The organism is Acidovorax facilis (assembly GCF_050626955.1).
In the GTDB taxonomy this organism is placed as follows: domain Bacteria; phylum Pseudomonadota; class Gammaproteobacteria; order Burkholderiales; family Burkholderiaceae_C; genus Acidovorax; species Acidovorax facilis.
Map to the genome: position 1 here is coordinate 2,390,558 of NZ_CP192460.1, position 21,374 is coordinate 2,411,931.

The 21,374-nt window shown below is 67.0% G+C and carries 20 protein-coding genes; 8 read left to right on the top strand and 12 right to left on the bottom strand.

The window, feature by feature from the left end; translation table 11 throughout:
• The first annotated feature begins 238 nt into the window (after positions 1 to 238).
• The 5 genes from ACQ4MJ_RS10765 to ACQ4MJ_RS10785 all read left to right on the top strand — a co-directional run bounded on the left by ACQ4MJ_RS10765 (position 239) and on the right by ACQ4MJ_RS10785 (position 4,478).
• On the top strand, positions 239 to 727 hold the full coding sequence (locus ACQ4MJ_RS10765) for an Rrf2 family transcriptional regulator (protein WP_431152713.1): 489 nt from the start codon (positions 239 to 241) through the stop codon (positions 725 to 727).
• Positions 690 to 1,649 (top strand): NAD(P)/FAD-dependent oxidoreductase, encoded by a 960-nt coding sequence (locus ACQ4MJ_RS10770; protein ID WP_431152711.1) that lies wholly within the window; start codon positions 690 to 692, stop codon positions 1,647 to 1,649. The genes ACQ4MJ_RS10765 and ACQ4MJ_RS10770 overlap by 38 nt, the downstream gene beginning before the upstream one ends.
• Before the next feature lie 201 nt (positions 1,650 to 1,850).
• Positions 1,851 to 2,717 (top strand): AraC family transcriptional regulator, encoded by an 867-nt coding sequence (locus tag ACQ4MJ_RS10775; RefSeq protein ID WP_431152709.1) that lies wholly within the window; start codon positions 1,851 to 1,853, stop codon positions 2,715 to 2,717.
• On the top strand, positions 2,714 to 3,700 hold the full coding sequence (locus tag ACQ4MJ_RS10780; protein WP_431152707.1) for an alpha/beta hydrolase family protein: 987 nt from the start codon (positions 2,714 to 2,716) through the stop codon (positions 3,698 to 3,700). The genes ACQ4MJ_RS10775 and ACQ4MJ_RS10780 overlap by 4 nt, the downstream gene beginning before the upstream one ends.
• Before the next feature lie 208 nt (positions 3,701 to 3,908).
• Positions 3,909 to 4,478, top strand: a complete 570-nt coding sequence (locus ACQ4MJ_RS10785) for an AAA family ATPase (RefSeq protein ID WP_431152706.1) — start codon at positions 3,909 to 3,911, stop codon at positions 4,476 to 4,478.
• A gap of 74 nt (positions 4,479 to 4,552) precedes the next feature.
• Here the strand turns inward: ACQ4MJ_RS10785 and ACQ4MJ_RS10790 are convergent, their stop codons facing one another.
• From ACQ4MJ_RS10790 to ACQ4MJ_RS10805, 4 genes are all read right to left on the bottom strand, one after another.
• Entirely contained in the window at positions 4,553 to 6,721 is a 2,169-nt protein-coding gene (locus ACQ4MJ_RS10790) for a TonB-dependent receptor family protein (RefSeq protein WP_431152704.1), read from the bottom strand.
• A gap of 160 nt (positions 6,722 to 6,881) precedes the next feature.
• Positions 6,882 to 8,225 (bottom strand): PQQ-dependent sugar dehydrogenase, encoded by a 1,344-nt coding sequence (locus ACQ4MJ_RS10795; RefSeq protein ID WP_431152703.1) that lies wholly within the window; start codon positions 8,223 to 8,225, stop codon positions 6,882 to 6,884.
• Between the two features lie 583 nt (positions 8,226 to 8,808).
• The gene (locus ACQ4MJ_RS10800) at positions 8,809 to 9,165 is read right to left on the bottom strand and encodes a hypothetical protein (RefSeq protein ID WP_431152701.1); all 357 of its coding nucleotides are present in this window, start codon (positions 9,163 to 9,165) and stop codon (positions 8,809 to 8,811) included.
• A gap of 192 nt (positions 9,166 to 9,357) precedes the next feature.
• Positions 9,358 to 10,356 carry a DMT family transporter gene (locus ACQ4MJ_RS10805; RefSeq protein ID WP_431152700.1) on the bottom strand — a complete coding sequence of 333 codons (999 nt, stop codon included), beginning with the start codon at positions 10,354 to 10,356 and terminating at the stop codon, positions 9,358 to 9,360.
• Positions 10,357 to 10,488: 132 nt separating this feature from the next.
• On the opposite strand from ACQ4MJ_RS10805, the gene ACQ4MJ_RS10810 reads away from it, so the two are divergent.
• A complete protein-coding gene (locus ACQ4MJ_RS10810) occupies positions 10,489 to 11,379 on the top strand; it encodes a LysR family transcriptional regulator (protein WP_082437627.1) in 891 nt (296 codons plus the stop codon).
• A gap of 25 nt (positions 11,380 to 11,404) precedes the next feature.
• Here the strand turns inward: ACQ4MJ_RS10810 and ACQ4MJ_RS10815 are convergent, their stop codons facing one another.
• Genes ACQ4MJ_RS10815 through ACQ4MJ_RS10825 form a run of 3 tightly spaced genes read right to left on the bottom strand, consistent with a single transcriptional unit; the run spans position 11,405 to position 13,248 of the window.
• Positions 11,405 to 12,049, bottom strand: coding sequence for a DsbA family protein (locus ACQ4MJ_RS10815; RefSeq protein ID WP_431152698.1), 645 nt, complete (start codon positions 12,047 to 12,049; stop codon positions 11,405 to 11,407).
• 3 nt (positions 12,050 to 12,052) lie between these two features.
• Complete coding sequence (locus ACQ4MJ_RS10820) at positions 12,053 to 12,328, bottom strand: hypothetical protein (RefSeq protein ID WP_431152696.1); 276 nt, start codon at positions 12,326 to 12,328, stop codon at positions 12,053 to 12,055.
• 53 nt (positions 12,329 to 12,381) lie between these two features.
• Positions 12,382 to 13,248 carry an MBL fold metallo-hydrolase gene (locus ACQ4MJ_RS10825; protein ID WP_431152694.1) on the bottom strand — a complete coding sequence of 289 codons (867 nt, stop codon included), beginning with the start codon at positions 13,246 to 13,248 and terminating at the stop codon, positions 12,382 to 12,384.
• A 124-nt stretch (positions 13,249 to 13,372) separates the two neighbouring features.
• Here ACQ4MJ_RS10825 and ACQ4MJ_RS10830 point away from each other — a divergent pair, with 124 nt between their 5' ends.
• Entirely contained in the window at positions 13,373 to 14,266 is an 894-nt protein-coding gene (locus ACQ4MJ_RS10830; RefSeq protein WP_431152692.1) for a LysR family transcriptional regulator, read from the top strand.
• Positions 14,267 to 14,507: 241 nt separating this feature from the next.
• Here ACQ4MJ_RS10830 and ACQ4MJ_RS10835 read toward each other — a convergent pair whose 3' ends face one another.
• The 4 genes from ACQ4MJ_RS10835 to ACQ4MJ_RS10850 form a co-directional block, all read right to left on the bottom strand.
• Entirely contained in the window at positions 14,508 to 16,628 is a 2,121-nt protein-coding gene (locus tag ACQ4MJ_RS10835; RefSeq protein WP_431152691.1) for an alpha/beta hydrolase domain-containing protein, read from the bottom strand.
• Positions 16,629 to 16,801: 173 nt separating this feature from the next.
• Positions 16,802 to 17,794, bottom strand: a complete 993-nt coding sequence (locus ACQ4MJ_RS10840; protein WP_431152689.1) for a Bug family tripartite tricarboxylate transporter substrate binding protein — start codon at positions 17,792 to 17,794, stop codon at positions 16,802 to 16,804.
• Positions 17,795 to 17,838: 44 nt separating this feature from the next.
• Positions 17,839 to 18,201: an AtuA-related protein gene (locus tag ACQ4MJ_RS10845; RefSeq protein ID WP_431152688.1), complete on the bottom strand. Its 363-nt coding sequence runs from the start codon at positions 18,199 to 18,201 to the stop codon at positions 17,839 to 17,841.
• A gap of 176 nt (positions 18,202 to 18,377) precedes the next feature.
• A complete protein-coding gene (locus ACQ4MJ_RS10850; RefSeq protein WP_431152687.1) occupies positions 18,378 to 19,754 on the bottom strand; it encodes an acyclic terpene utilization AtuA family protein in 1,377 nt (458 codons plus the stop codon).
• A 106-nt stretch (positions 19,755 to 19,860) separates the two neighbouring features.
• Between ACQ4MJ_RS10850 and ACQ4MJ_RS10855 the strand changes: the two genes are divergently transcribed.
• Positions 19,861 to 20,754: a LysR family transcriptional regulator gene (locus ACQ4MJ_RS10855; protein ID WP_431152686.1), complete on the top strand. Its 894-nt coding sequence runs from the start codon at positions 19,861 to 19,863 to the stop codon at positions 20,752 to 20,754.
• Positions 20,755 to 20,836: 82 nt separating this feature from the next.
• Here ACQ4MJ_RS10855 and ACQ4MJ_RS10860 read toward each other — a convergent pair whose 3' ends face one another.
• Positions 20,837 to 21,370, bottom strand: a complete 534-nt coding sequence (locus ACQ4MJ_RS10860; RefSeq protein WP_431152685.1) for a 2'-5' RNA ligase family protein — start codon at positions 21,368 to 21,370, stop codon at positions 20,837 to 20,839.
• Positions 21,371 to 21,374 lie beyond the last annotated feature (4 nt).

Genomic DNA, 21,374 nt, shown 5'->3' on the forward strand with positions numbered 1-21,374 from the left:
CGTGTGGTGGATACGCGCTTTTGCGTTGAGCTTGTCCAACGGCATTGCCAGGTCAGCGCAGGGTTTCGGCAGGCTCAACCCGAACGGTCAGGGGTGGGCAACGTCTGAAAAAATCAAGCCAAATTGGCCTCTAGCGCTTATCAGTCAAGCGCCAGCAGCTATCAATTCAGTAGTTTTCTGTTTGTGCGCCAGCACTGTTTCTGGTTGCATGCTAGCATCACGCAACTTTGAATGTTGCATGAAACGAGATAGCCGACTTTCCAATGTTCTCCACGCGCTGCTGCACATGGCAGAGATGGAGGGGCCCGCCACGTCTGAGGCGATGGCGCAGGCCATGCAGACCAACCCGGTGGTGGTGCGCCGCCTGATGGCGGGGCTGCGGTATGCGGGGTTTGTTTCGTCGGCCAAGGGGCATGGTGGCGGGTGGGTGCTGTCGTGCCCGCTCACCGACATCACGCTGCGCGACATCTACGAGGCGCTGGGCGCGCCCACGCTGCTGGCGGTGGGCAACCGCGTGGAGAGCCCCGGCTGCATCGTGGAGCAGGCGGTGAACCGCGCGCTGACCGATGCCTACCAGGCGGCCGAAGAGGCGCTGCTGGCGCGGCTGGGCGAGGTAACGCTGGCGCAGCTCTCGGCCGAGTTTCATGAACGCATGGTGGCCGGGTGCCACGGTCACAAGGAGATTGAGCATGGCGACAGCGGCAATTACAACAACCCAGGCGTATGAGGTGATCGTGATAGGTGGCAGCTTTGCCGGCCTGTCGGCCGCGATGCAACTGGCGCGTGCCCGGCGGCGGGTGTGTGTGGTGGACGCAGGCCAGCCGCGCAACCGGTTTGCGGCAGCGTCGCACGGCTTCTTCGGGCAAGACGGCGAGCCGCCGCTGGCGATGATCGAGCAGGCGCGGCGCAAGCTGGCGGCTTACCCCACGGTGGGTTTTGTGCAGGGCACGGTGGTATCGGCCACGGCGCAGCAACGCGCCGGATCACCAGAGAACGGATTTGAAGTGGTGCTGGACGATGGCACGCACATGGAGGCTCACAAGCTGGTGCTGGCGTTTGGCGTGCAGGATGGCTTGCCCGAGATTGCGGGCCTGCGCGAGCGCTGGGGCGCTTCGGTTTTGCACTGCCCGTATTGCCACGGCTATGAATTTGCAGGCCAGCGGCTGGGCGTGCTGTACCACTCGGCAGGCTCGGCCATGCACGCGCAGCTGATTGCCGACTGGGGCCCGACCACCCTCTTTCTGAATGGCGACACCACGCTGGAGAGCGCCGAGCGCGAGCGTCTACAGGCGCTGGGCATAACCATCGAGCCCGCACCCATCGCCGCGCTGGAAGGCCCAGGCCAGGTACTGCAGGGCGTGCGCCTGCAGGCCACCGGCAGCGGTGATGCGCGCTTGGTGCCGCTGGCTGCGCTGTATGTGGCAGCCACCACCCGCCCTACCAGCCCGCTGGCCGAGCAACTGGGCTGCGCGTTCGACGATGGCCCCATGGGCCCCTGTATCCGCACCGATACCAACAAGATGACCACCGTGCCCGGCGTGTATGCCGCTGGCGACCTGACGCTGATGCGGCACAACGCCACGCTGGCGTCTGCAGAAGGCGTGCTGGCGGGCGTGGGGGCGCACCAGGCGCTGGTGTTTGGGCAATAAGAGCAGCTAACAAAACTCTTCTGGCGTTGTTGCCGCGTCTTGTCGTACTGCTCGTACTGCGTGCGACGCAGCGCCTAGCCAGAACCGCTTTGCTGATTCTTGTCAGCCGCTCCAAGTAGCGCAGCGCTGCCGCGGCTCCAGGCCACAAAGTAGCAAGATCGGCTAAGTACCGGCGCGCAAGCTGCGGCACACTCTGCGGCCATGAGCCTGGACCAGAGCGCCGATCAGCACTACCGCGACCGCGTGGCCCGCGTGGTCGCCCACATCGTGGCGCACCCGCTGGCAGCGCATCGGCTGGAGGACCTGGCCGCCATTGCCCACTTTTCCCCTTTTCACTTCCACCGCGTCTACAGCAGCATTGCGGGCGAAACCGTGGCCGCCACGGTGCGCCGCGTGCGCCTGGCCTTGGCCACGCGGCTGCTGGAGCAAGGTGGGCAGAGCATCACGCAGGTGGCGCTGGAGGTGGGCTACGACAGCCCGCAGGCCTTCACCCGCGCGTTCAGCCAGTTCACCGGGCAGTCGCCACGAGCGTTCCAGCGGGACATTCACCGCCTCATCCTTGATCCAGGCGCCGGACACGCGGATGGAAGGACCGAGCACACGCTGGCCGTGCAGATCGTCGAGCGCCCGGCACAGCGCCTGCATGCGCTGCGCCACCAGGGGCCGCCATCCACCATTCCCCACACGCAACGGCGGCTGTACCTGGAGTGCGGCCAGCGCGCGGTCCACCGGCTGGGCGCATCGTGCGGAGACCCGCAGGACGTGGAGGGCGGCAGCTTTCGCTACTACGCGGCCGTGGTGCTCCCCGACGCGCCCTCAGCGGCAGACAACGGGCTGGAACGGCTGGACATCCCCGCAGGGATGTACGCACGCCACACGCTCACCGGCCCCTACACGCGCATCAATGCGGCACTGGCGGCCATCCACACACGCTGGCTCCCGGCCAGCGGCTATGAGCCGGACGACCGCCCCACGCTGGAACACTACCTCAACTCCCCGCGCAACGCCGCGCAGGCGGACCTGCGCACCGACCTGCTGATTCCCATCCGCCCCACCACCTCCCTATGACCTGTTATCGCTGGCTCTTTCGTTCCCTTTTGCCCGCAGCGCTGTGCTGCGCCGCCACCCTGGCCCACGCTGCAGGCTTTGCCTTTGTCGAGGTGCCTGCAGACAAGGACGGGCCCGCGCTGCGGGGCGCCGTGTGGTCGCCCTGCAGCACGCCGCCGGGCCGCATTGACCTGGCGCCGCTGGTGCTGCAAGGCACGCGTGACTGCCCCGTAGCTGGCCAGGGCCTGCCGCTGGTGGTGGTGTCGCACGGCGCGGGCGGATCGGCCCTGGGGCACCACGACACGGCGGCCGCGCTGGCCGACGCAGGTTATGTGGTGGCCGCCATCAGCCACCCGGGCGACAACTTTCAAGACCTGAGCCGCCAGGGCTACCTGTCGGCCTTTGCCACGCGGCCGGTGGACATGAAGCGGCTGACGGATTACATGCTGGGCGCCTGGCCCCAGCGCGCGCAGCTGGACGCGGGCAAGGTCGGTTTCTTTGGCTTTTCACGCGGCGGCTACACGGGCCTGGTGGCCATCGGCGCCGTGCCGGACTGGACGTCACGGCAAGACCTGTGCTCGCCGCTATCCACCCGGCCCTTGTGCGGCGAGATCCGGCGCAAAGAAATCCCCGCCACTCCTGCGCCGGACCCGCGCATTCGGGCGGCAGTCATCGTCGACCCCTTGAGCGTCTTCGATGCCAAGGGCCTGGGGCACGTCAGAACCCCCATCCAGCTGTGGGCCTCGGCCCTGGGTGGTGATGGCGTCACGCTGCAAAGCGTGGAGACGGTGCGCCAGGGTCTGCCCAGCGCGCCCGACTGGCATCTGGCGGCCAACGCCGGGCACTTCGCCTTTCTGGCGCCCTGCTCACCCGCGCTGGCCGAGGCAGTGCCCGGCATCTGCCGCGATGCAGCAGGGTTTGACCGCGTGGCTTTTCACCAGGTTTTCAATGAGCAGGTGCTGGCGTTCTTTCAGCGCCACATCGCGGCAGGCAAAGCGCCCTGAGCGCAGTTCGGCATTCGTCGCGCCCACGCTGCCCGTGGGTTGACGCAGCCAGCGCCTGCCACCTACACTGCCAACCTCGCATCTGGTCCTTGGGATCGGAGCGACCGCAAAGCCCTCCACAACCGTTGAGGGCTTTTTTTCGTCCGCCCTATGGAAAGCTCTCCCTGCTTGCAGAGAGGGCTTTTTGCATTTCTGGAGCCTTTTCCTCATGCACACCGCTTCAACCTACACCACCCCCGCAGCCGTTGCAGGCACCGCCCTCCGCATTCACCTGGTCATCGGACCGGTGGGAGCGGGCAAGTCCACCTTTGTGCGCCAGCTGGTGCAGCAGCACCGCGCCGTGCCGCTGAACCTGGACGACTGGATGGCCACGCTGTTTTCGCCCGACCGGCCCGATACGGCTGACATGGCCGATGTGATGGCCTGGTATGTGCCGCGCACGCTGCGCTGCCTGGCGCAAATCTGGAAGACCGCCGAAGCCGTGCTGGATGCGGGCCACGATGTGGTGCTGGAGGTGGGCCTGATCCAGACCCACCAGCGCGACGCCTTTTATGCCCGCATGGGGCCGTGGGCCGACGCCATGGTGGTGTATGTGCTCGATTCTCCTCGCGAGGTGCGCCGCGAGCGTGTGTTGCGGCGCAATGCCGAGAAGGACGAGACGTTTTCGATGGTGGTGCCGCCGCACATCTTTGAGCTGGCCAGCGACCTGTGGCAACCGCCCGGCGATGTGGAGTGCGCGGAACGCACCGTGGTGTTTGTGCCGTTGGCGGAGCGGTAGGCCGTGGTTGCAGCTGTGCCTGCACGCAGGCCCTTCCGTGACGATGGAAGTGCCCCGGGGCCAGACCACCTCGACTACATGAACTGCGCGCGCAGCCCCACCATGAGGCGCCTGCCCGCTGCGGGCTCGAAGTAGCGGCCGTTGGCGTCGTTCACGATGAGGGTGGCTGCGTGGTGGCGGTTGAACACGTTGTCGAGCCGGGCCCAGAGCTGCCAGCGCGCCGTGCCTGCACCTGCACCTGAACCTGCTTGTTGGCAGCCCCAGCCATAGGCCGCGTGCAGGCCCAGCACGGCAAAGCCTGCGGCCCGCTCGCTGTTGACATCGTTGGCAAACACCGGCCCCGACACGTTCGCCGTGCCCCCCAGTTGCCAGCGTGCGGTGGGCGCGTAGTCGATGGCAAGCTGCGCAGCGTGCCGCGCCGTGCCCGGCAACTGGTTGCCCGCGGCGACGTTGGCGCCCCCTGCCCCCGCGTAGGCGCTGCCAAAGTGGGCATCCAGGTAGGTGTAGCTGGCGCGCGGGGCCCAGGCGCCCCACTGTGCACGCCAACCCACTTCAAGCCCCCGGCGCCGCACGTTGTCCACGTTCTGGAACACCGAGCGGCCGTTGACCGTGGCCACGGGCACGATCTCGCCCTGGCTGCGGGTGTCGAACCATGCCAGCTCCAGCTGCTGGTGGGTGCCTTGCCACTTGGCGCCCACCTCCCACTGGCGGCTGCGGGCGGCAGCCAGGCCGAAATTGGGGCCGGTGTTGCCGGTGCTGTAGGCCATCTCGGCCAGCGTGGGGGTTTCAAAGCCCTGGCCTGCGTTGGCGTACAGGTTGAGCTGGTCGGTGGCAGCCCACACCAGACCCAACGCGGGGCTGGTGTGGCGCCAGTTGCGCGCGCCACTGTCGTCGGGGTTGGCGGGGGTGACGTAGCGGTCATCCACCTGCACGCGCACCTGGCTGGCGCGCAGCCCGGCGATGGCGCGCCAGCGCGGGGAGAGCCAGGCGTCGACCTGGGCATACACATCGGTGTTGGCGGCACTGTCTTGCTCGTCGCGCCGCAGCGCACCGCTGGTGCCCGCGTTGTTCACAAACCCCTGGCGGTGTTCAGACAGGCGATTCGCCTCTGCCCCCACCGTCCAGGTCAGGGGCAGGCCCGAGGGCAGGCGCACGGCCCGCGTCCAGGTGGCGGCCGCGCCCTGGTAGCTGCGGTCCAGGTCCACCACCCCGCCTGCGCTGTTGGCCGCCGCGCCGCTAAAAGACAGGTACTGCGTGAGCCGCCGCCCACCGCCATAGGCGCGCAGCCGCACGCTGTCGGTGTCGCTGAGCTGGCGCTCCAGCACCAGGCCCAGCTGGTTCTGGTCCACCGACTTGCGGGTGTTGAAGGTGGTGGCCAGGGCGCCGGCCTGGCGCGGGTCGCCATCGAACTGCGCGCGTGTGAGGCCCAGCGGGTCTTGCGCCATGGGCTGGTCGTACAGGTTGACCAGGGCTGTGATGCGTGTGCGGCTGTCGGGCTGGGCCTGCAGCTTGGCGTTGAGGTGCGTGCGCCGCGCGGCGCTGTGGCCGCGCCAGCCCTCGGTTTCGAAGTGCGACACCCCCAGCAGCCCGCCCAGGCGCTGGTCGCCAAAGTCCAAGGATGCGTCCACCAGCCGCTGGCCGAACGAGCCCACCGCCACCCCGGCCTGGGCGCCGCCCCCGGGCCGGGGATCGCGGGTGGTGACCTGCACCACGCCCCCTGCCGCATTGCCATACAGCTGCGCGAGCGGGCCGCGCAGCACTTCAATCTGGCTGGCCGAAGGCAGGTGCGCGGTGGCAGCCTGGCCCTGGCCGTCGGGCATGGTGGCGGGGATGCCGTCCACCAGAATCCGCACACCCCGCACACCAAAGGTGGCGCGGGAGCCAAAGCCACGCACGGCGATCTGCAGATCCTGCGCGTAGTTGCCCCGGTCTGTGGCCACCACGCCAGCCTGCCCGGCCAGCAGCTCTGACAGGTTCACCAATGGCGTGGGGGCCGTGAAGGCATCCACGGCCACGCTGCTGTGGCTGGCGGCACTGTCAAACTGGCGCTGCGCCTGCGCGCTGCCGGTGACCTGCAGGGTTTCAAGTGTGGGGGGCGTGGTGGGCAGTGACTGGGCGGGATCGGCCGGGCTATCTTGCGCATGGGCATGGGCGTGCGCCACCACACACGCGCAACCGGCCAGGATGCGGGCAACCCGGTTAACTTGGGCGGCGTGGGGCCAATGGGTGGCTGCAAAAGACATGGGTGCCGATTCCTGGTTGCGGAATTTCTGAACGGGGTTTTACGAAGCGTCGCGTGGCGGGCACAGGGGCCAAGCCCAGCAAACCGCAGGATAGTCTGCTCTGGCCCCGTGGCGGTCTTGCCAACCCACCGCAACGAAGGGCCGAGCACCTACGCAGACGTCATTCGGACCGCACCACGCGCCAGACCACGTTGCCCACGTCGTCGGCCACCAGCAACGCTCCCTTGCCGTCCAGCGCCACGCCCACGGGCCGGCCATAGGCATCGCCGTCCTTGCTCAAAAAGCCCGCCAGAAATGGCTGGGGAGGCCCCGAGGGGCGCCCGTCGGCAAAGGGCACGAACACCACGTTGTAGCCCGTCAGCTCCTTGCGGTTCCACGAGCCGTGCTGGCCGATGAACGCGCCGCTGGCGTAGGCGCCGGGCATGCGGGCGTCGGAGAACGCCAGGCCCAGCGGCGCAACGTGTGAACCCAGGCCAAAGTCCGGCGTGATGGCCTTGGCCACCATGTCGGGGTTGGGCGGGTTGACGCGGGTGTCCACATGCTGGCCCCAGTAGCTCCAGGGCCAGCCGTAAAAGGCGCCGTCCTTCACCGAGGTGAGGTAGTCGGGCACCAACTCGTTGCCCAGCTCGTCGCGTTCGTTCACCACAGTCCAGAGCACCTTGCTCTGCGGCTCCCAGCCCAGGCCGTTGGGGTTGCGCAGGCCGGTGGCAAACAGCCGCTTGCTGCCAGTCTCTACATCCACCTCCCAAATGGCGGCGCGGCCCTCTTCCGCCGCCATGCCGTTGTCACCCACATTGCTGTTGGAGCCAACGGTGGCATACAGCTTGCGGCCATCGGGGCTGGCGATGATGTTCTTGGTCCAGTGGTGATTGGCCCCGGCAGGCAGATCGGTGAGCCTGACGGGTGCCGTGTTGACCGAGGTCTGCCCGGTTTCGTAAGGCACCTTCACCACACCGTCGGCCGTGGCAATGAAGAGCTGGGTGCCCACCAACGCCATGCCAAAGGGCGAGAGCAGGTTTTCCAGAAACGCACTGCGCAGATCAGCCACGCCGTCACCGTCCGTGTCGCGCAGCAGCGTGATGCGGTTGGCGCTGGGCGTACCGGCACCAGCGCGTTTCATCACCAGGCCCATGGCCAGGCCACGCAGGCCGTCGGAGTGCACGTTTTTGGCGCCCTCTGCAGGCGGCGGCTTGTTGCTTTCCGCCACCAGCACATCGCCATTGGGGAGGGTGTAGACCCAGCGCGGATGGTCCAGCCCACGCGCCAGCGCCGTGACCTTGAACCCCGCAGGGGCCTGCGGCTGGGCGCCCTGCGGCCAACCCTGTGCAGGTGCGATGTTGAAGGTGGGCACCAGGCCACTCTTTTCCGGTGCGGGCAATTGCGGGTTCGGACCCAGGCCGGGGCCAGGGGTGGCCGGCTGGGCCAGGGCCAGAGCCATGGACCCTGCCAGGACCAACGCCAGCGGCCCCTGAGTGAAGCGGTGGGAGCAGAGGTGCGTTTTCATCAACGCAGTATGGGCGGCCCGATTTGCGGACAGCTGTAGGCCAGTGCCGTCAGTTCCGCATGTGATGGGGGCGTGTGATGGCGGCGCGCGCACCCAGCACGCACATAGAGGCAGTGGGCACACCCCATACCGCGTCGATTTTGGTCTTGGTCGCCTTGGATGCCCCCTGCGCTGCGCCAAGGGCATGGTGGCCAACTGGCCCAGCGCGTGGGGAAGGTTGTCGGTGCTGCCGCTGGACCCTGTGCTGGCTTGAACGGGCTGGCGGGAGGTGCGCTCTGACCTCGGGCCGGACTTGGGTTCGGATCATCGGGCGGTGGTGGTGCAACTGACGGCATCGCCGTAGTGCACACCACCCGAATACTACTGATTTGATAGCTTGAAGCGCTTATCCATCAAGCACTGGATACCTTTTTTGGCGTAGTTTCTGCGGAGGCGTTCCTCTACGGCCTGCCAGCACAACGGGCCGTTCACGCTGAGCCTGCCCAATCACCTGGTGGGCCATTGACAGGCGCAGCCCGAACGGATTTGCGCCATCTACCCCCATCCAGCACGATGTTCCCGGCGGGGGTAAGTTGTGGCGCCCTCAACAGCCGTTCGCGTGCACGGCAGTGCCTGGGTTGAGCTTCTGGCACGCTTTGACCTGGTTGGATTTGACCCGGTTGTCCACCCAAATAGTGATGTGCGGATCCGTGGCCTGATGGCAGCCTTTTTCGACCTCGACCACACCACACGAGTCCAGAATCTGGCTGGCCAGGGGTGCGCCGGAACTGCGATCCTTCGCATTGTTGAGGAACGCCTCAATCTGAGTCTGGGTGTAGGGCTGCCCGGTGGCGCCGTTGTTCACATCGTTGTTGTTGGGTTGATTCCACTGAGGCTGGAATACATAGGTCGGCCTCGCAAAGGCTGTGCCGCACAGCAGCAACACGCAGACCGCAGTCATGAATTTTTTCATTGCCAAGTTCCCCTTCATGCCTACTCTGTGACGATTTTCGGCGCCCTCGGCTTCATCACGTGTTGATGAAGTGAGCCCATGGTGGCGCCACCAAAGCGGTTTGGCGATTACAGGAAATTACAGCGAAGCTACTCCCAACGTTTGGCGCATTTCACGCATTGAGCGTGGGGGCGGGCCTGATCAGCGGCTTGCTGTGGTGGAGCCAGGAGTACCCACCCCCTTCGAACGGGGCCGCCGAATCGTCCACAGCGCCACAGCCATCAGCCCCACGCCGCCCAGTTGGATGGGGCTGAGCGTGCGGCCATACACCACCCAGTCCACCAGCACCGCCGTGAGCGGGTACACAAACTGCAGCACCGCAATGCGCCCCAGCCCCAGGCGCGACATGCCGGCAAACAGCACCACATACGCCAGGCCGGTGTGCAGCACGCCCAGGCCCAGCAGCCAGCCCCACGCGGCGCCCTGCTGCGGCCAGCCCAGCACAAAGGGCGCCCACACCAGCGCCACCGCGCCCACCAGGCACTGCCACAGCGCCATGGCAAAGGGGCTGATGGTTTTCTGCGTGTTGGCGAGCAGCGTCACGCCCGCATAGCAGAGTGAGCCGCCCAGGCACATCAGCACGCCAGCCACATAGCTGCCGCCGCCGGTGCTGCCGGCCGCTGCGACACCTGCGGTGCCGTCGAGCAAGCCGGTGGTCAGCACCAGCCCGCCCAGCGCGGCCAGCGTGGCCAGCCACTGCGTGGGCGACACGGCCTCGCGCAAGAACAACGCGCCAAACACGATGACCCAGATGGGCTGGATGTGAAAGATCACGGTGGCCACGGCAATCGATGTGCGTGGGATGGCTGCAAAAAACAGCGCCCAGTTGAGCACCATGAGCACGCCCGTAGCGCAGGCCACCCAGCGGGCACGGCCGTACAGAAAAAGTTGCTGTCCCCGCCCCGTGGCCAGGCACCAGGCCAGCAGCGCCAGTGCACCGAATGCGCAGCGGAACCACACCGTGACCAGCGGGTGCTGGCCCGCCTCTTCCACAAACACGCCGATGGTGCCCAGCAGCACGCCACCGGCGATGAGCAGCCACTGGCCGTCGCGCTCGCGGGTGAGGGCATTGGCATTGACGGGCAGCGGGGTGGTGGCCAGGGAAGGCGATGCGACGGTGCTGGCTTTGGAGTGGTTCATGCCGCCGATGCTCACGCTTTACAGGCATCCTGTAAAACGGATAAATCGAACAGCTACCATTCGATAAACGAATCCACCAATCCACCGATAACCCCACCACTGTCGTCACTGGTCCGACCGATAAAGGCCCCCATGAACTACCCAGACTTTCAGATCGACTGGCTGCGTGCCTTTGTGGCCGTGGTGGATGCAGGCTCGCTCTCGGGCGCGGCGCCGCTGGTGCACCGCTCACAGTCGGCCGTGAGCATGCAGATCAAGAAACTGGAGGCCGCGCTGGGCCGCCCGGTGCTGCTGCGCGGGCCGCGCCACCTGGAGGTGACGCCAGCGGGCGCCGAACTGCTGTCGTATGCGCGCCGCGTGCTCGATTTGCAGGCTGAGGCACATGCCGCATTGTTTGGCCCCAAGCTGGCGGGCCGGGTGCGGCTGGGGGTGCCCGACGACTATGCGTCGGCCTACCTCACGCCAGTGCTGCGCAGCTTTTCGCACCGCTACCAGGGGGTGGAGATTGAGCTGACGTGCGAGCAGTCCACGTCGCTGATCCCGCGTGTGGTGAAGGGCGAACTGGACCTGGCGCTGGTCTCGCAAGACAAGCCGCAACGCGGGCGCTTCTTGTTCGACGAGCCGCTGGTGTGGGTGGGGGCCGCCCAGTTCGAGGCCTGGCGGCGCGACCCGCTGCCGATTGCGGTGTATGAATCGGCCAGCATGGCCCGGCAGGCCACCCTGGCCGCGCTGGGCACGCGGCGGCGGGCCTACCGCATCGTGTACCACAGCTCCAGCCTGGCGGGCCAGCTGGCTGCTGTGGAGAGCGGTTTGGCGGTGGCGGTGCTCACGCGGTGCAGCGCCCCGGCCCATTTGCAAATCCTGCAGAACCTGCCGGCGGAGTTTGACCTGCCGCCGCTGGCTTCGATGAACGTGGCGGTGCTGCGCAGCAAGGTGTCGCTGCGCTCACCGGCCGTGGATGCGATGTATGAGCAGATGGTGCGGACCTTGGGCCGACGGGGCGAACTCCTGCCCAAGGCCTGAGCGCTTCCTCCTTGGGTTCAGGGCCTCAGGCCGCCAGGATGTGCTCTACCAGTTTCTCGAGCGGCCCCAGCAGCGCATCGCCTCCGATCAACCGCAGCGCACCGCCCTGCCCCTTCACCACCAATTGCGGCACGCCCCGGGCACCCACGGCACGCAGCATGGCCTGGGCGCGGGCTACGCGCTCGGCCACCACGCTGTGCAGTGCGGCGTCGGGTGCCAGCGTCAATGCGGCGGCATCGGCCAGGCCCAAAGCCCGCAACAGGTCTGCCAGCACCTCGGGTTCTGCGGTGTCGCGACCTTCCACATAGCGTGCGTGCTGCAGCGCGTGCAAGGCTTCCAGTTCATGCGCAGGCGCGGTCTGCGCCACGGCAGTCAGCGCGAGGGTGGCAGGGCCTGAATCAAAGCGACCGGATACAGCACCCAGAATTTGATCGCGGTAGGCCTGCGTGAAGGGCTGGCCTGTGAGCTGCTGGATGCGCTGGTCGTTGGACCAGGCATAGGCGGCAAACTGCGCGTCCATGGGCCGCGCGCCTGCGCCCGCAAACAGGCCGGAGGGGGCCAGCACCACCTCGACACCCTTCTGCGCTTGCAGGAACTTGAGCGCGGGCGCGGCGGCATAGCACCAGCCGCACAGGGGGTCGAACAAGTAGGTCACGGTGACGTTGGGCATGGGTCAGGTTCTTTCTTGAGGGTCTGATGTTTCGGACGCAATCAGTGCGGCTTCAAACGCCGCAATCTCTTCGGCCAGCGTGCCCCGGCTGCGGAAATGGCGGGCGGCGCGGTCGTACCAGTTTTCGGCATCCTCCAAATCACCTTCCTGCAGATGCAGGATGCCGTGCAGCCACGCTGCAAGCATGGAGCCGTCGTGCTGCACCAGATCGTGCGCCGCGTTCCAGCGCCCGGCGTGCAAGTGCTGCAGGACTTGTTGGAGCGGATTTGTAGCGGTCACGATCTGGTTCCTTTCTTTCAACAACCTGCTTTGACAGCTTTCAGCACGTCATCTCACCACTTCATCTCGCCCTTGTTGACCTTGGCGCCGATGTCCAGCGACAGGCCCATGGGCGCTGCGGGGTAGGCCTTTTTCATCGCGTCGATGAGTTCGGCACTCGTCTTGGTGGAGGCGGCGTTCTTTTCAAACGCTTGCAGGTAGCCCTTGGTGTAGCTGATGTTGGCAGCGTCCAGCGTGCCACCCGCGGGCATGTGGCCGGGCACCACCACGGTGGGCTGCAGGGAGGCCATTTCGTCGAGCTGGGCCACCCAGGCGCTGCGCTCTGCCACCGTTTGCGTGTCGGCCGTCCACACATGGGTGTTGGTGCCAAACACGCCGATGGTGCCCACCACGGCCTTGATGGATGGAATCCACGCATACGGGCGGTGCGCCAGCAGGCCGGTGGTGCCACGGATCTCCACGGTCTGGCCGTCCACGCTCAGCGTGTTGCCAGCAATCGCCTTGGGCAGCACGGGCGTGCGCGGTGCGTTGGCGCCCATCTTGGGGCCCCAGAAGGCGAGCTTGCCAGCCAGCTTGGCGTTGATCTTCTCCAGCACGGCGGGCGTGGTCACCACGTCGGCCATGGGGAAGATTTCTTTCAGCGTCTCGACGCCAAAGTAGTAGTCGGGGTCGGCCTGGCTCACGTAGATGGTCTTCAGCTCTTTGCCCGTGTCGAGCACGTTGGCGGCAATGCGCAGCGCATCGGCACGGGTAAAGCCGGCGTCGATGACCATGGCCTCCTTCTCGCCATAGACCAGCGTGGAGTTGACGTTGAAGCTGTTGCCGTCGGCGTTGTAGACCTTGACCTGCAGGGGCTGGGCGGCCTGGGCGCCGGTGAAGGCAACGGCGAGGGTGGCGGCAATGAGGGTGGTGCGGAACATGGTGGTTTCTCCGGTGTGTTGAGCGGTTGGTGCAGATGACGGAATGAAGTTTATTTGCGCAAATCGATCCAATAAACCCGATAATTCGCGCATATTTGTTTCACAAATCGAGCAGATAACCCCTATGGACCGCCTGACCGCCATGCATGTGTTTACCGAAGTGGCCACCAGCGGCAGCTTCAGCGCCACGGCCGACAAACTGGAGATGTCGCGTGCCATGGTCACGCGCTACGTGGGCGAGATGGAGCATTGGCTGCAGGCGCGGCTGCTGCAGCGCACCACCCGCAGCGTGACGCTGACCGACGCGGGCGAGCACGCGCTGCGCCGCTGCCAGCAGATGCTGGCGCTGTCGCAAGACCTGGAAGAAGAAACCGCCACCACCACCGAGGGCGCATTGCGCGGCCAGCTGCGGCTGACCTGCAGCGTGTCGTTTGCGTTTGCGCAGATGGGTGCGGCGATTGCGGACTTTCTGGCGCAACACCCGCAGCTCAAGATCGACCTGGACGCGAGCGAAGGATCACTGAACCTGGTGGAAAAGCGCATCGACCTGGCCATCCGCATCAGCGCCGAGCCCGACCCGTTGCTGATCGGCCGGCCGCTGGCGCGGTGCGATTCGGTGCTGGTGGCATCCCCCGCCTACCTGGCCGCGCACGGCACGCCGCAGCAACCCGCCGACCTGGCGCAGCACCGGTGCCTGAGCTACGCCAACTTTGGCAAAAGCGTGTGGCAGCTGACGCGCGGCGAGGTGGTGGAGCGTGTGGGCGTGAGCGGCCATTTCAGCGCCAACGAGGCCACCACGCTGATGCGCGCCGCGCTGGCGGGCGGTGGCATTGCGATGCAGCCGACGTATCTGGTCAACCCCTACCTGCACAGCGGCGAGTTGCAGGCGGTGCTGCCACAGTGGGACTTGCCGGTGATGACGATCTATGCGCTGTACCCGTCGCGCAGGCACTTGTCGCCTGCGGTGCGGGCGTTGCTGGATTTTTTGGTGAAGCGGTTTGCGGGGGTGCCGTGGTGAGGGATGGTCGCCCAGGCTGAGCCACTACCAATTTGATAGCTGTTAGCGCTTGTCCATCAGGCGGTAGAGGTCAATTTGGCTTGATTTTTCACAGGCCCTAAAAGCGCTGGCACGCCCTCTCTCCCGGTGGGAGAGGGTTGGGGAGAGGGGGGAGGATGGAGCGCGACGCCCCGAAGAAGTGCCCCCTCTCCCCCGCCCTCTCCCGCGAGGGGAGAGGGAGTGGAAACGAGACCCCCGCCGCTCAGGGCAACACCGCTGCGGCCTTGGCGCGCGCAATCTGCAGGTTCGCATCGCGCGGCAGCAGCAGGCGCTGGGCCACCAGGTCATTGGCGGCCTGCGTCACCGCAGCAACGTAGCCCTCCTGCGTGCCATACAGCTCCTCCAGCGACGGCCGTGCATCGCCCGCCGCCAGCCGCGCGGCGCGCGTCTTGTGGAAGGGGATGAAACTGCCCGTGAGGTTGGCCAGGTCGGTGATGCCGGGTGTGGCCACATAGTTGAACTCAATGCTGGTGCCCAGCGGCGCACGCGCCTCCACGCTGCGAATGCCGGCGCGCGTGAGGCCCGTGGATGCATCGACCTGCGGCACCAGGATGGCGTAGTCGCGGCCCAGGTTGCGCGGAGGCAGCACGGTGGCAATGCCGGCCTCATCCTGCGGGATGTACTGCGGGCCAAAGTCGAACAGCGGGAAGTTGTTGTACAGGCCGCGGTAGCTGAAGTCCGGGATCGCCGTCTGCACGCCGCCCACCGCCCAGGTCAGCCCCTTCATGGCCGGGAAGGCCAGTGCCTCCGGCCGCACCAGCGTGCCGTCGGCCAGCTTGGGCACCTGGCTGGCGGGTGGCAACGTGCCGCGCACCACCCAGTCTTCGAGGTTCAGGAACAGCGCGCGGAAGGTGTCGTTGAACTGCACCACCGTGCCGGTGGGGTACGTGGCGCGCGTGGGCGCATAGGCAATGCTGGCCGTGCCCCCTGCCCCGCCGTGCTGGGTGCTGGAGTAGTAGTAGATGCGGGCGTTGTCGGGCTGCGCCAGGTCCTTGGTGCCGTTGGCGTCGGTCAGCACGGGCGAGCCCTGCAGCTGCCAGAACTCCGTGCCCGACAGGCCCAGGAAGAACTTGGGGCAGGTGTTGGTGGCAGCGCAGCGCTTCATCACGCCGCCCTGGCGGCCGCTGATGTCGTCCTGGTAGTCCTTGTCCAGCCCGCGCGGTGCCGTCTGGCCGAAGGCGGTGTGGTCGGTGCGCAAGCCGCCGCCGCCACCGGGCACGGCAAAGCGGGTGTTGATGTTGGTCTGGCGCGCCGCCACGTGGGCGTACATGCCGTCGAACACCTTGCCGCCATCCAGCGCCTGGTTGAAGCCCAGGTGCAGAAAGGTCTTCATGGCGTTGCCCGACTGCGAGGTGCCCTGCCCCAGCGTGTGTGTGATGCGGCCTGCGAGGGGGTTGGGGGTGCCGCTGGAATCGGCCGACTTGCTGCGGAAGAAGCTCACGGTGTCGCGCAGCGCAGCCAGGCCCACGCCCATCACCTTGGGGTCTTTGGCGACATAGACCAGCTCGTACAGATAGGCCGGGTCAAACCCGCCCTTCAGGCACACGCTGGTGGGGCTGGGCTTGCCGGGGAAAGCATTGGCGCCCGTGTCGCAGGTGGCAAATTTCCAGTCGCTGGCGGGCACGGGCTCGCGCGCATCCGTCTCGTTGGCACGGCGGGTGAGCGAGTAGCCAGGCTGCGTGTTGTCCAGGCTGGCGGGTTCGTACGGAATCATGGTGCCGTTGAACACGCCGCCGGGCAGCGTCATGGCCGGGGTGGCGGCAGTAGGCACCAACTCGGCGCGGTAGGGGCCGGTGATGCTGCTGCCGTCCTTATTCTTGGCCACAGGCACCGTCACCGTCAGGCGCGCGGCGGTGCTCTTGGGTACATCGCCCTGCCAGGCGGAATAGAGCATCACATAGCCGCGCTCCAGGTACACCGCATCGCTGGGCGTGGCCGTGGGGTTGAGCATCGTGAGGATGTTGCCTCGGTTGGGTGCGTCGTAGCGCAGCACGCCGCTGGCCTTGGCCATGTTCTTGGGCTTGAGCATGACGAAGTCGGCACGGTACTCGACCATGCCGTTGGCGTTGGTGGGCGCCAGGGCCAGGTCCTGGATGACGGCGTTCTTGGGGTCCTTGGGGTCGACCTCGCCGCTGATGGTGCCGGTCACGCGCTCGTATTCGCCCACGTCGCCATAGGTGCCCGGAAAGGCCTCGGTGGCGGTGATGGCCAGCTTGAGCGCGGGGCCCTTGGCCGCATCGTTGCTGGAGCCCCCGCAGGCCGTGATGGCGGATGCAGCGGCGGCCGTGAGCGCGAGTTTTCCGAATGCACGAAGAGGTTTCATGGTGTCTGTCTCCTTGGATGGATGGTGGTGCGGGCCGCTTGGGCGGCTCTGGAACAAAAACGGCAGCGTCTGTTGCGCCGCGCGCGGGCAAGGCTTCGCCCAGACCTGCCGTTGAAGGCAGGCTGCTAGAAGCGCGAAAGGGGTTGAGACGGCCCGGCGGATGGGCCGGTGGCTTATTCGGCCTCGATACCTGCGGCCTTGATCACCTTGCCCCACTTCTGCGTCTCCGCAGCCTGGAACTTGGCCAGTTCATCGGGCGTGGTGGTCCAGGCTTCGGAGCCCGCATTGTCAAAAAAGCTCTTGGCCGCAGCGCTCTTGGTGGCGACGGTCAGCAACTCGTTCAGGCGCGCCACCACCGGTGCGGGCGTGCCTGCGGGCACGTAGGCCGCAAACCAGTAGCCCATGTCGTAGCCCTTTACCCCGGCTTCGTCCAGCGTGGGCACATCGGGCAGTTGCGCGCTGCGCTTTTGCGTGGAATAACCCAGCGCACGCAGCTTGCCCGCCTTGACCTGCGGCACGCCGGTGGAGGTGTCGGTGATCATCAGATCGATCTGCCCGCCCAGCAGGTCGGTGATGGCCAGTGGGTTGCTCTTGTAGGGCACGTGCAGGATGTCCACGCCTGCCAGCTGCTTGAGCATTTCGCCCGCCATGCGGCTCGACGAGCTGCCGCTGCCGAAGCTGAGCTTGCCGGGGTTCTTCTTGGCAAAGGCCAGCAGCTCGCCCACGTTCTTGTACGGTGCGCTGGCGTTGACCACCAGCACCTGGCCTCCCTTGCCCAGGCCGGTGACAGGGGCGAAGTCCTTCACCGGGTCGTACGAGAGCTTTTTGTACAGGTGCTCGTTGGCGGCATGTGTGGTGTTGGTGGTGATGAGCACGCTGTAACCATCGGCCGCCGACTTGGCCACGGCCGACGCGGCGATCATGCCGCTGGCGCCCGCCTTGTTGTCGATGACCACGGGCTGCTTGGTGTCGTTGGTAATGGACTGGCCCAGCGCGCGTGCCAGCTGGTCGGTGGCGCTGCCTGCGGCGAAAGGCACGACAAAGGTGATGGCCTTGGCGGGGTAGGCACCTGCCGCCTGGGCCAAGGCTGCTGGGGCGTGCAGTGTGCCCAGCGCCAGTACGGCAGCAGTGGCCAGCAGAGCGCGGCGGGGGGATGAATAGGTCATTTTGTCTCCTGGTGTTGGTATGGATGAAAAGCGAAACGGGAGGTCTAGGCTGTGGGACCGCCAAAGTGCGGCGCCAGATGGGCGGGCACAGTGACGGGCATATCGAGCAGCAGGTAGCTCAGTGCCTTGCCGTGGCTGTCGAGGTTGAGCGAGTCGTTCACGCCGCCGTCGAGCACGTCGTCCAGCACGAGGTTCATGGCCTGCAGCTGGGGCAGCAGGTAGCGCGTGACCTGGCGCGGGCGGCGCTGCGCAAACTGCTGTGCCACGGCGGCCTCGGTGACTTGTTCGACCAGCACATCCCACAGCGCGGGGTGCCAGGCGATGACGCTGATGTTGGAGCGGTTGCCTTTGTCGCCGGTGCGGCTGTGAGCAAGTCGATAAAGCGGAACGGTGAGGGTCGTCGTCATGGTGTGTGTACTCCTCAGAAGCTGAGAATGAATCCGGCGTGGCCGAGCGGGCAGCACAAACGTGCGCCATCAAGGCGCAAAGCACAGCCATAGCTCGGGCTATGGCGAGTATTTGCAACGCCGAGGGCGTGCGTTTTTGCGGCACGAGCGGGCATGAGGGATTCGTTCACAGCTTCTTAGCCCACCATCTCAAAACGCACGGCCACCGCATCGCGCGGCACCAGGCACGACACCGTGCCCAGGCGCGGGCGCATGGCGGTGCGCACGCCGCCTCCGCCTGCAGGCCCGCAGGTGTAGAGCGCGGTTACCTCGCGCACCAGGCGCTGGGCGCTGGCGTGGTCGCGGTGCTGCAGGGCCACGCGCAGGCGCACATCACGCACGTCGTTGCGGGCGTCGCCGCTGTCGCTGGCGGGCGCATCGAGCCACCGGCTGGTGTCGTCGCCAAAGATGCTGGTCACGCCAATCAGGTCGATGCGCAGCGGGCCCAGGCCGTGCAAGCGCTCGCGCAGCACCTCGCCCGCCAGTCGGGCACGGGCTTCGGCACGCGGGCCGGCGTAGGAGATCTCGCCCTCGGCAAACCAGCCCGATTCAAAACACACGTTGACCTTGAGCGTGGCGGGCCGCGCGTGGCCCTGCACGCCCTCCAGCCGCACCGCGTCGGCACCCACCGTGGTCACGCGGGCCGTGGTGATGTCGGCCACCACATCGGGCGTGAGGTACGCCGCCGGGTCGTGCAGCTCGTACAGCAGCTGCTCCTTCACCGTGCGCTCGGTGATGCAGCCCCCTGTGTTCGGGGGCTTGGTGATGGTGCAGTGGCCGTCTGCGTCGATCTCGGCGATGGGGTAGCCCAGTTGCGCCAGGCCCGCCACGTCTTTGTAGCCAGGGTCGGCAAAGTAGCCGCCCGTAACCTGGGCGCCGCATTCCAGCAGATGCCCGGCCATGGTGGAGCGCGCCAGCCGATCCCAGTCGTCCAGCGCCCACCCGTAGTGCGCCAGCGCAGGGCCCAGCACCAGCGACGGATCGGCCACGCGGCCGCAGACCACGATGTCGGCGCCAGCGCGCAGCGCATCGGCAATGGCCTGCGCGCCGATGTAGGCGTTGGCGCTGACGATGGGCTCGGTGGGCATCGCGCTGCCCAGCGCGCCCTGAAGCAGCGCACGGTGGTCGGGGCCGCTCAGGTCGTCGCCCTGCAGCACGGCAATGCGCGGGCGGGCCAAGCCCAGCTCGGCCGCCAGGGCGTGGATGCGGTGCGCGGCGCCGTGCGGGTTGGCCGCGCCAAAGTTGCTGACGATGCGCACACCGTGCGCCAGGCACTGCGCCAGCACGGGGCGCAGCAGGTCCACCAGCAGGGGTTCGTAACCTGCATCGGGGTCAGTGCGGCGCGCGAGCTGGGCCAGCGCCAGCGTGCGCTCGGCCAGCGTCTCGAAGATGAGCACCGCAGGCTGGCCGCTGGCGATGAGCGCCTGCACCACGGGCAGGGCCGCGTCGGTGCGGTCGCCCGAGAAGCCGGCGGCGCAGCCCACCAGCAGGTTGGTTTTATGGTCGTTCGGCATGAATCCGTTGTCTCCTGAGCGTGACTGTAGGAACATGGCGGTATTCTGTGAAATCGATTGTTACGATGAATCCATCTGAAAACCAGATGAATCACACCCAACCCGCATGAGCACCCCCCACCTCTCCAGCCGCCAGCTCGATGCGTTCCTCGCGCTGGCCGAGCAGCGCAGCTTCACGCGCGCCGCCACGTTGTGCCATTTGTCGCAGCCCGCGTTCAGCGCCCTCATCCGCGCGCTGGAGGACGACCTGGGCCTGCGGCTGTTCGACCGCAGCACGCGGCATGTGGACCTCACGCCCGAGGGGCAGAACTTTCTGGAGTCTGCCCGCCGCATCCGCGCCGAAATCACCAGCGCCTTGGCCGCCGTGCGCAGTGCCGCCACGCTGCAGCGCGGGCGTGTGGCCGTGGCGCTGCTGCCGTCACTGGCCGCAGGCTGGCTGCCAGGCGTGCTGGCGCAGTACCGCACGGCGCACCCAGGCATCGAGATCGACATTGCCGATGTGCTGTCCGAGCCCTGCATCGACCGCGTGGCCAGCGGCCATGCCGACTTTGCGCTGGCCGCGATCCGCGCCGACACGCCCGCGCTGCAGGCCGAGCCGTTTTGCAGCGACAACTTCTACCTGGTGTGCCCAGCCGACCACCCGCTGGCGCGCCGCCGCAAGGCCATCACCGCGCAGGACCTCGCCGCCTGGCCCTTCATCCACCTGGCGCGCACCAGCAGCGTGCGCCAGTACCTTGAGGCCGCCCTGCACCCGCAGGCCATGCACACGCTGATGGAAGTGGAGCAGCTCGCCACCGTGATGGGCATGGTGCGCGCGGGGCTCGGCATCAGCGTGGTGCCCGCGCTCACGCTGTTCCACTTCGATCAACCCGGGCTGGTCACGCGGCCGCTGGCACTGCCTGGGCTCACGCGGCAGATCTACTTGGTGCGGCGGCGGGACGAGAGCCTGTCGGTGGCGGCGCAGGCGCTGTATGCGCTGGTGATGGCGCAGCAGCCTTGAGGGGCGTAGCGATAAAGCTACATATTTGATAGCTTAAAGCGCTCAATAGACGCGCGGTGAAGGCCGTTTTTGCGTCAAAAAACTAGCCCATCAGATCGAACTGGCCCCGGTGTTCAAACCGCCCATCCACCACTTGCCCCACCCACAGCGCAGCCACCTGGCCGGGCACAGACACGCCCGCCTGGTTGCGCTCAGCGCACCACGCGCGCGCCATGGGTGCTGACTCAAAAGTGCCTACGGTGATGTGCGGGGTGTAAGGCAGGTCCAGACGCAGCGCCTCGGCCAGCGCGCCGGTGTAGAGCGCGTCGTGGAGCAGCGACAGCGCCGCGTAGCCTTCGTCCGGCACCAGATAGGCATGGGCGCGCGGGCTGTGGGCATCGGCGCCCAGCATGGCGTAGCGGCAGTGAAACGGGATGGGTGAGGTGCGTACCGCCACCGCTGCCACATGGGCGAGGTAGGTGGCTTCGTCCACCGCATTGCAAGCAAACACCAGCGTGAAATGCGGGCGCACCAGCGCGTGGCCGGTGGGGTCGTTGGCGGCGCGCCAGGTTTCGATGGCCTGCATGTCTTGCGGCGCGCAGGTGGGATAAGCAATGGTGTACAGGGTGGGATTCATGGGA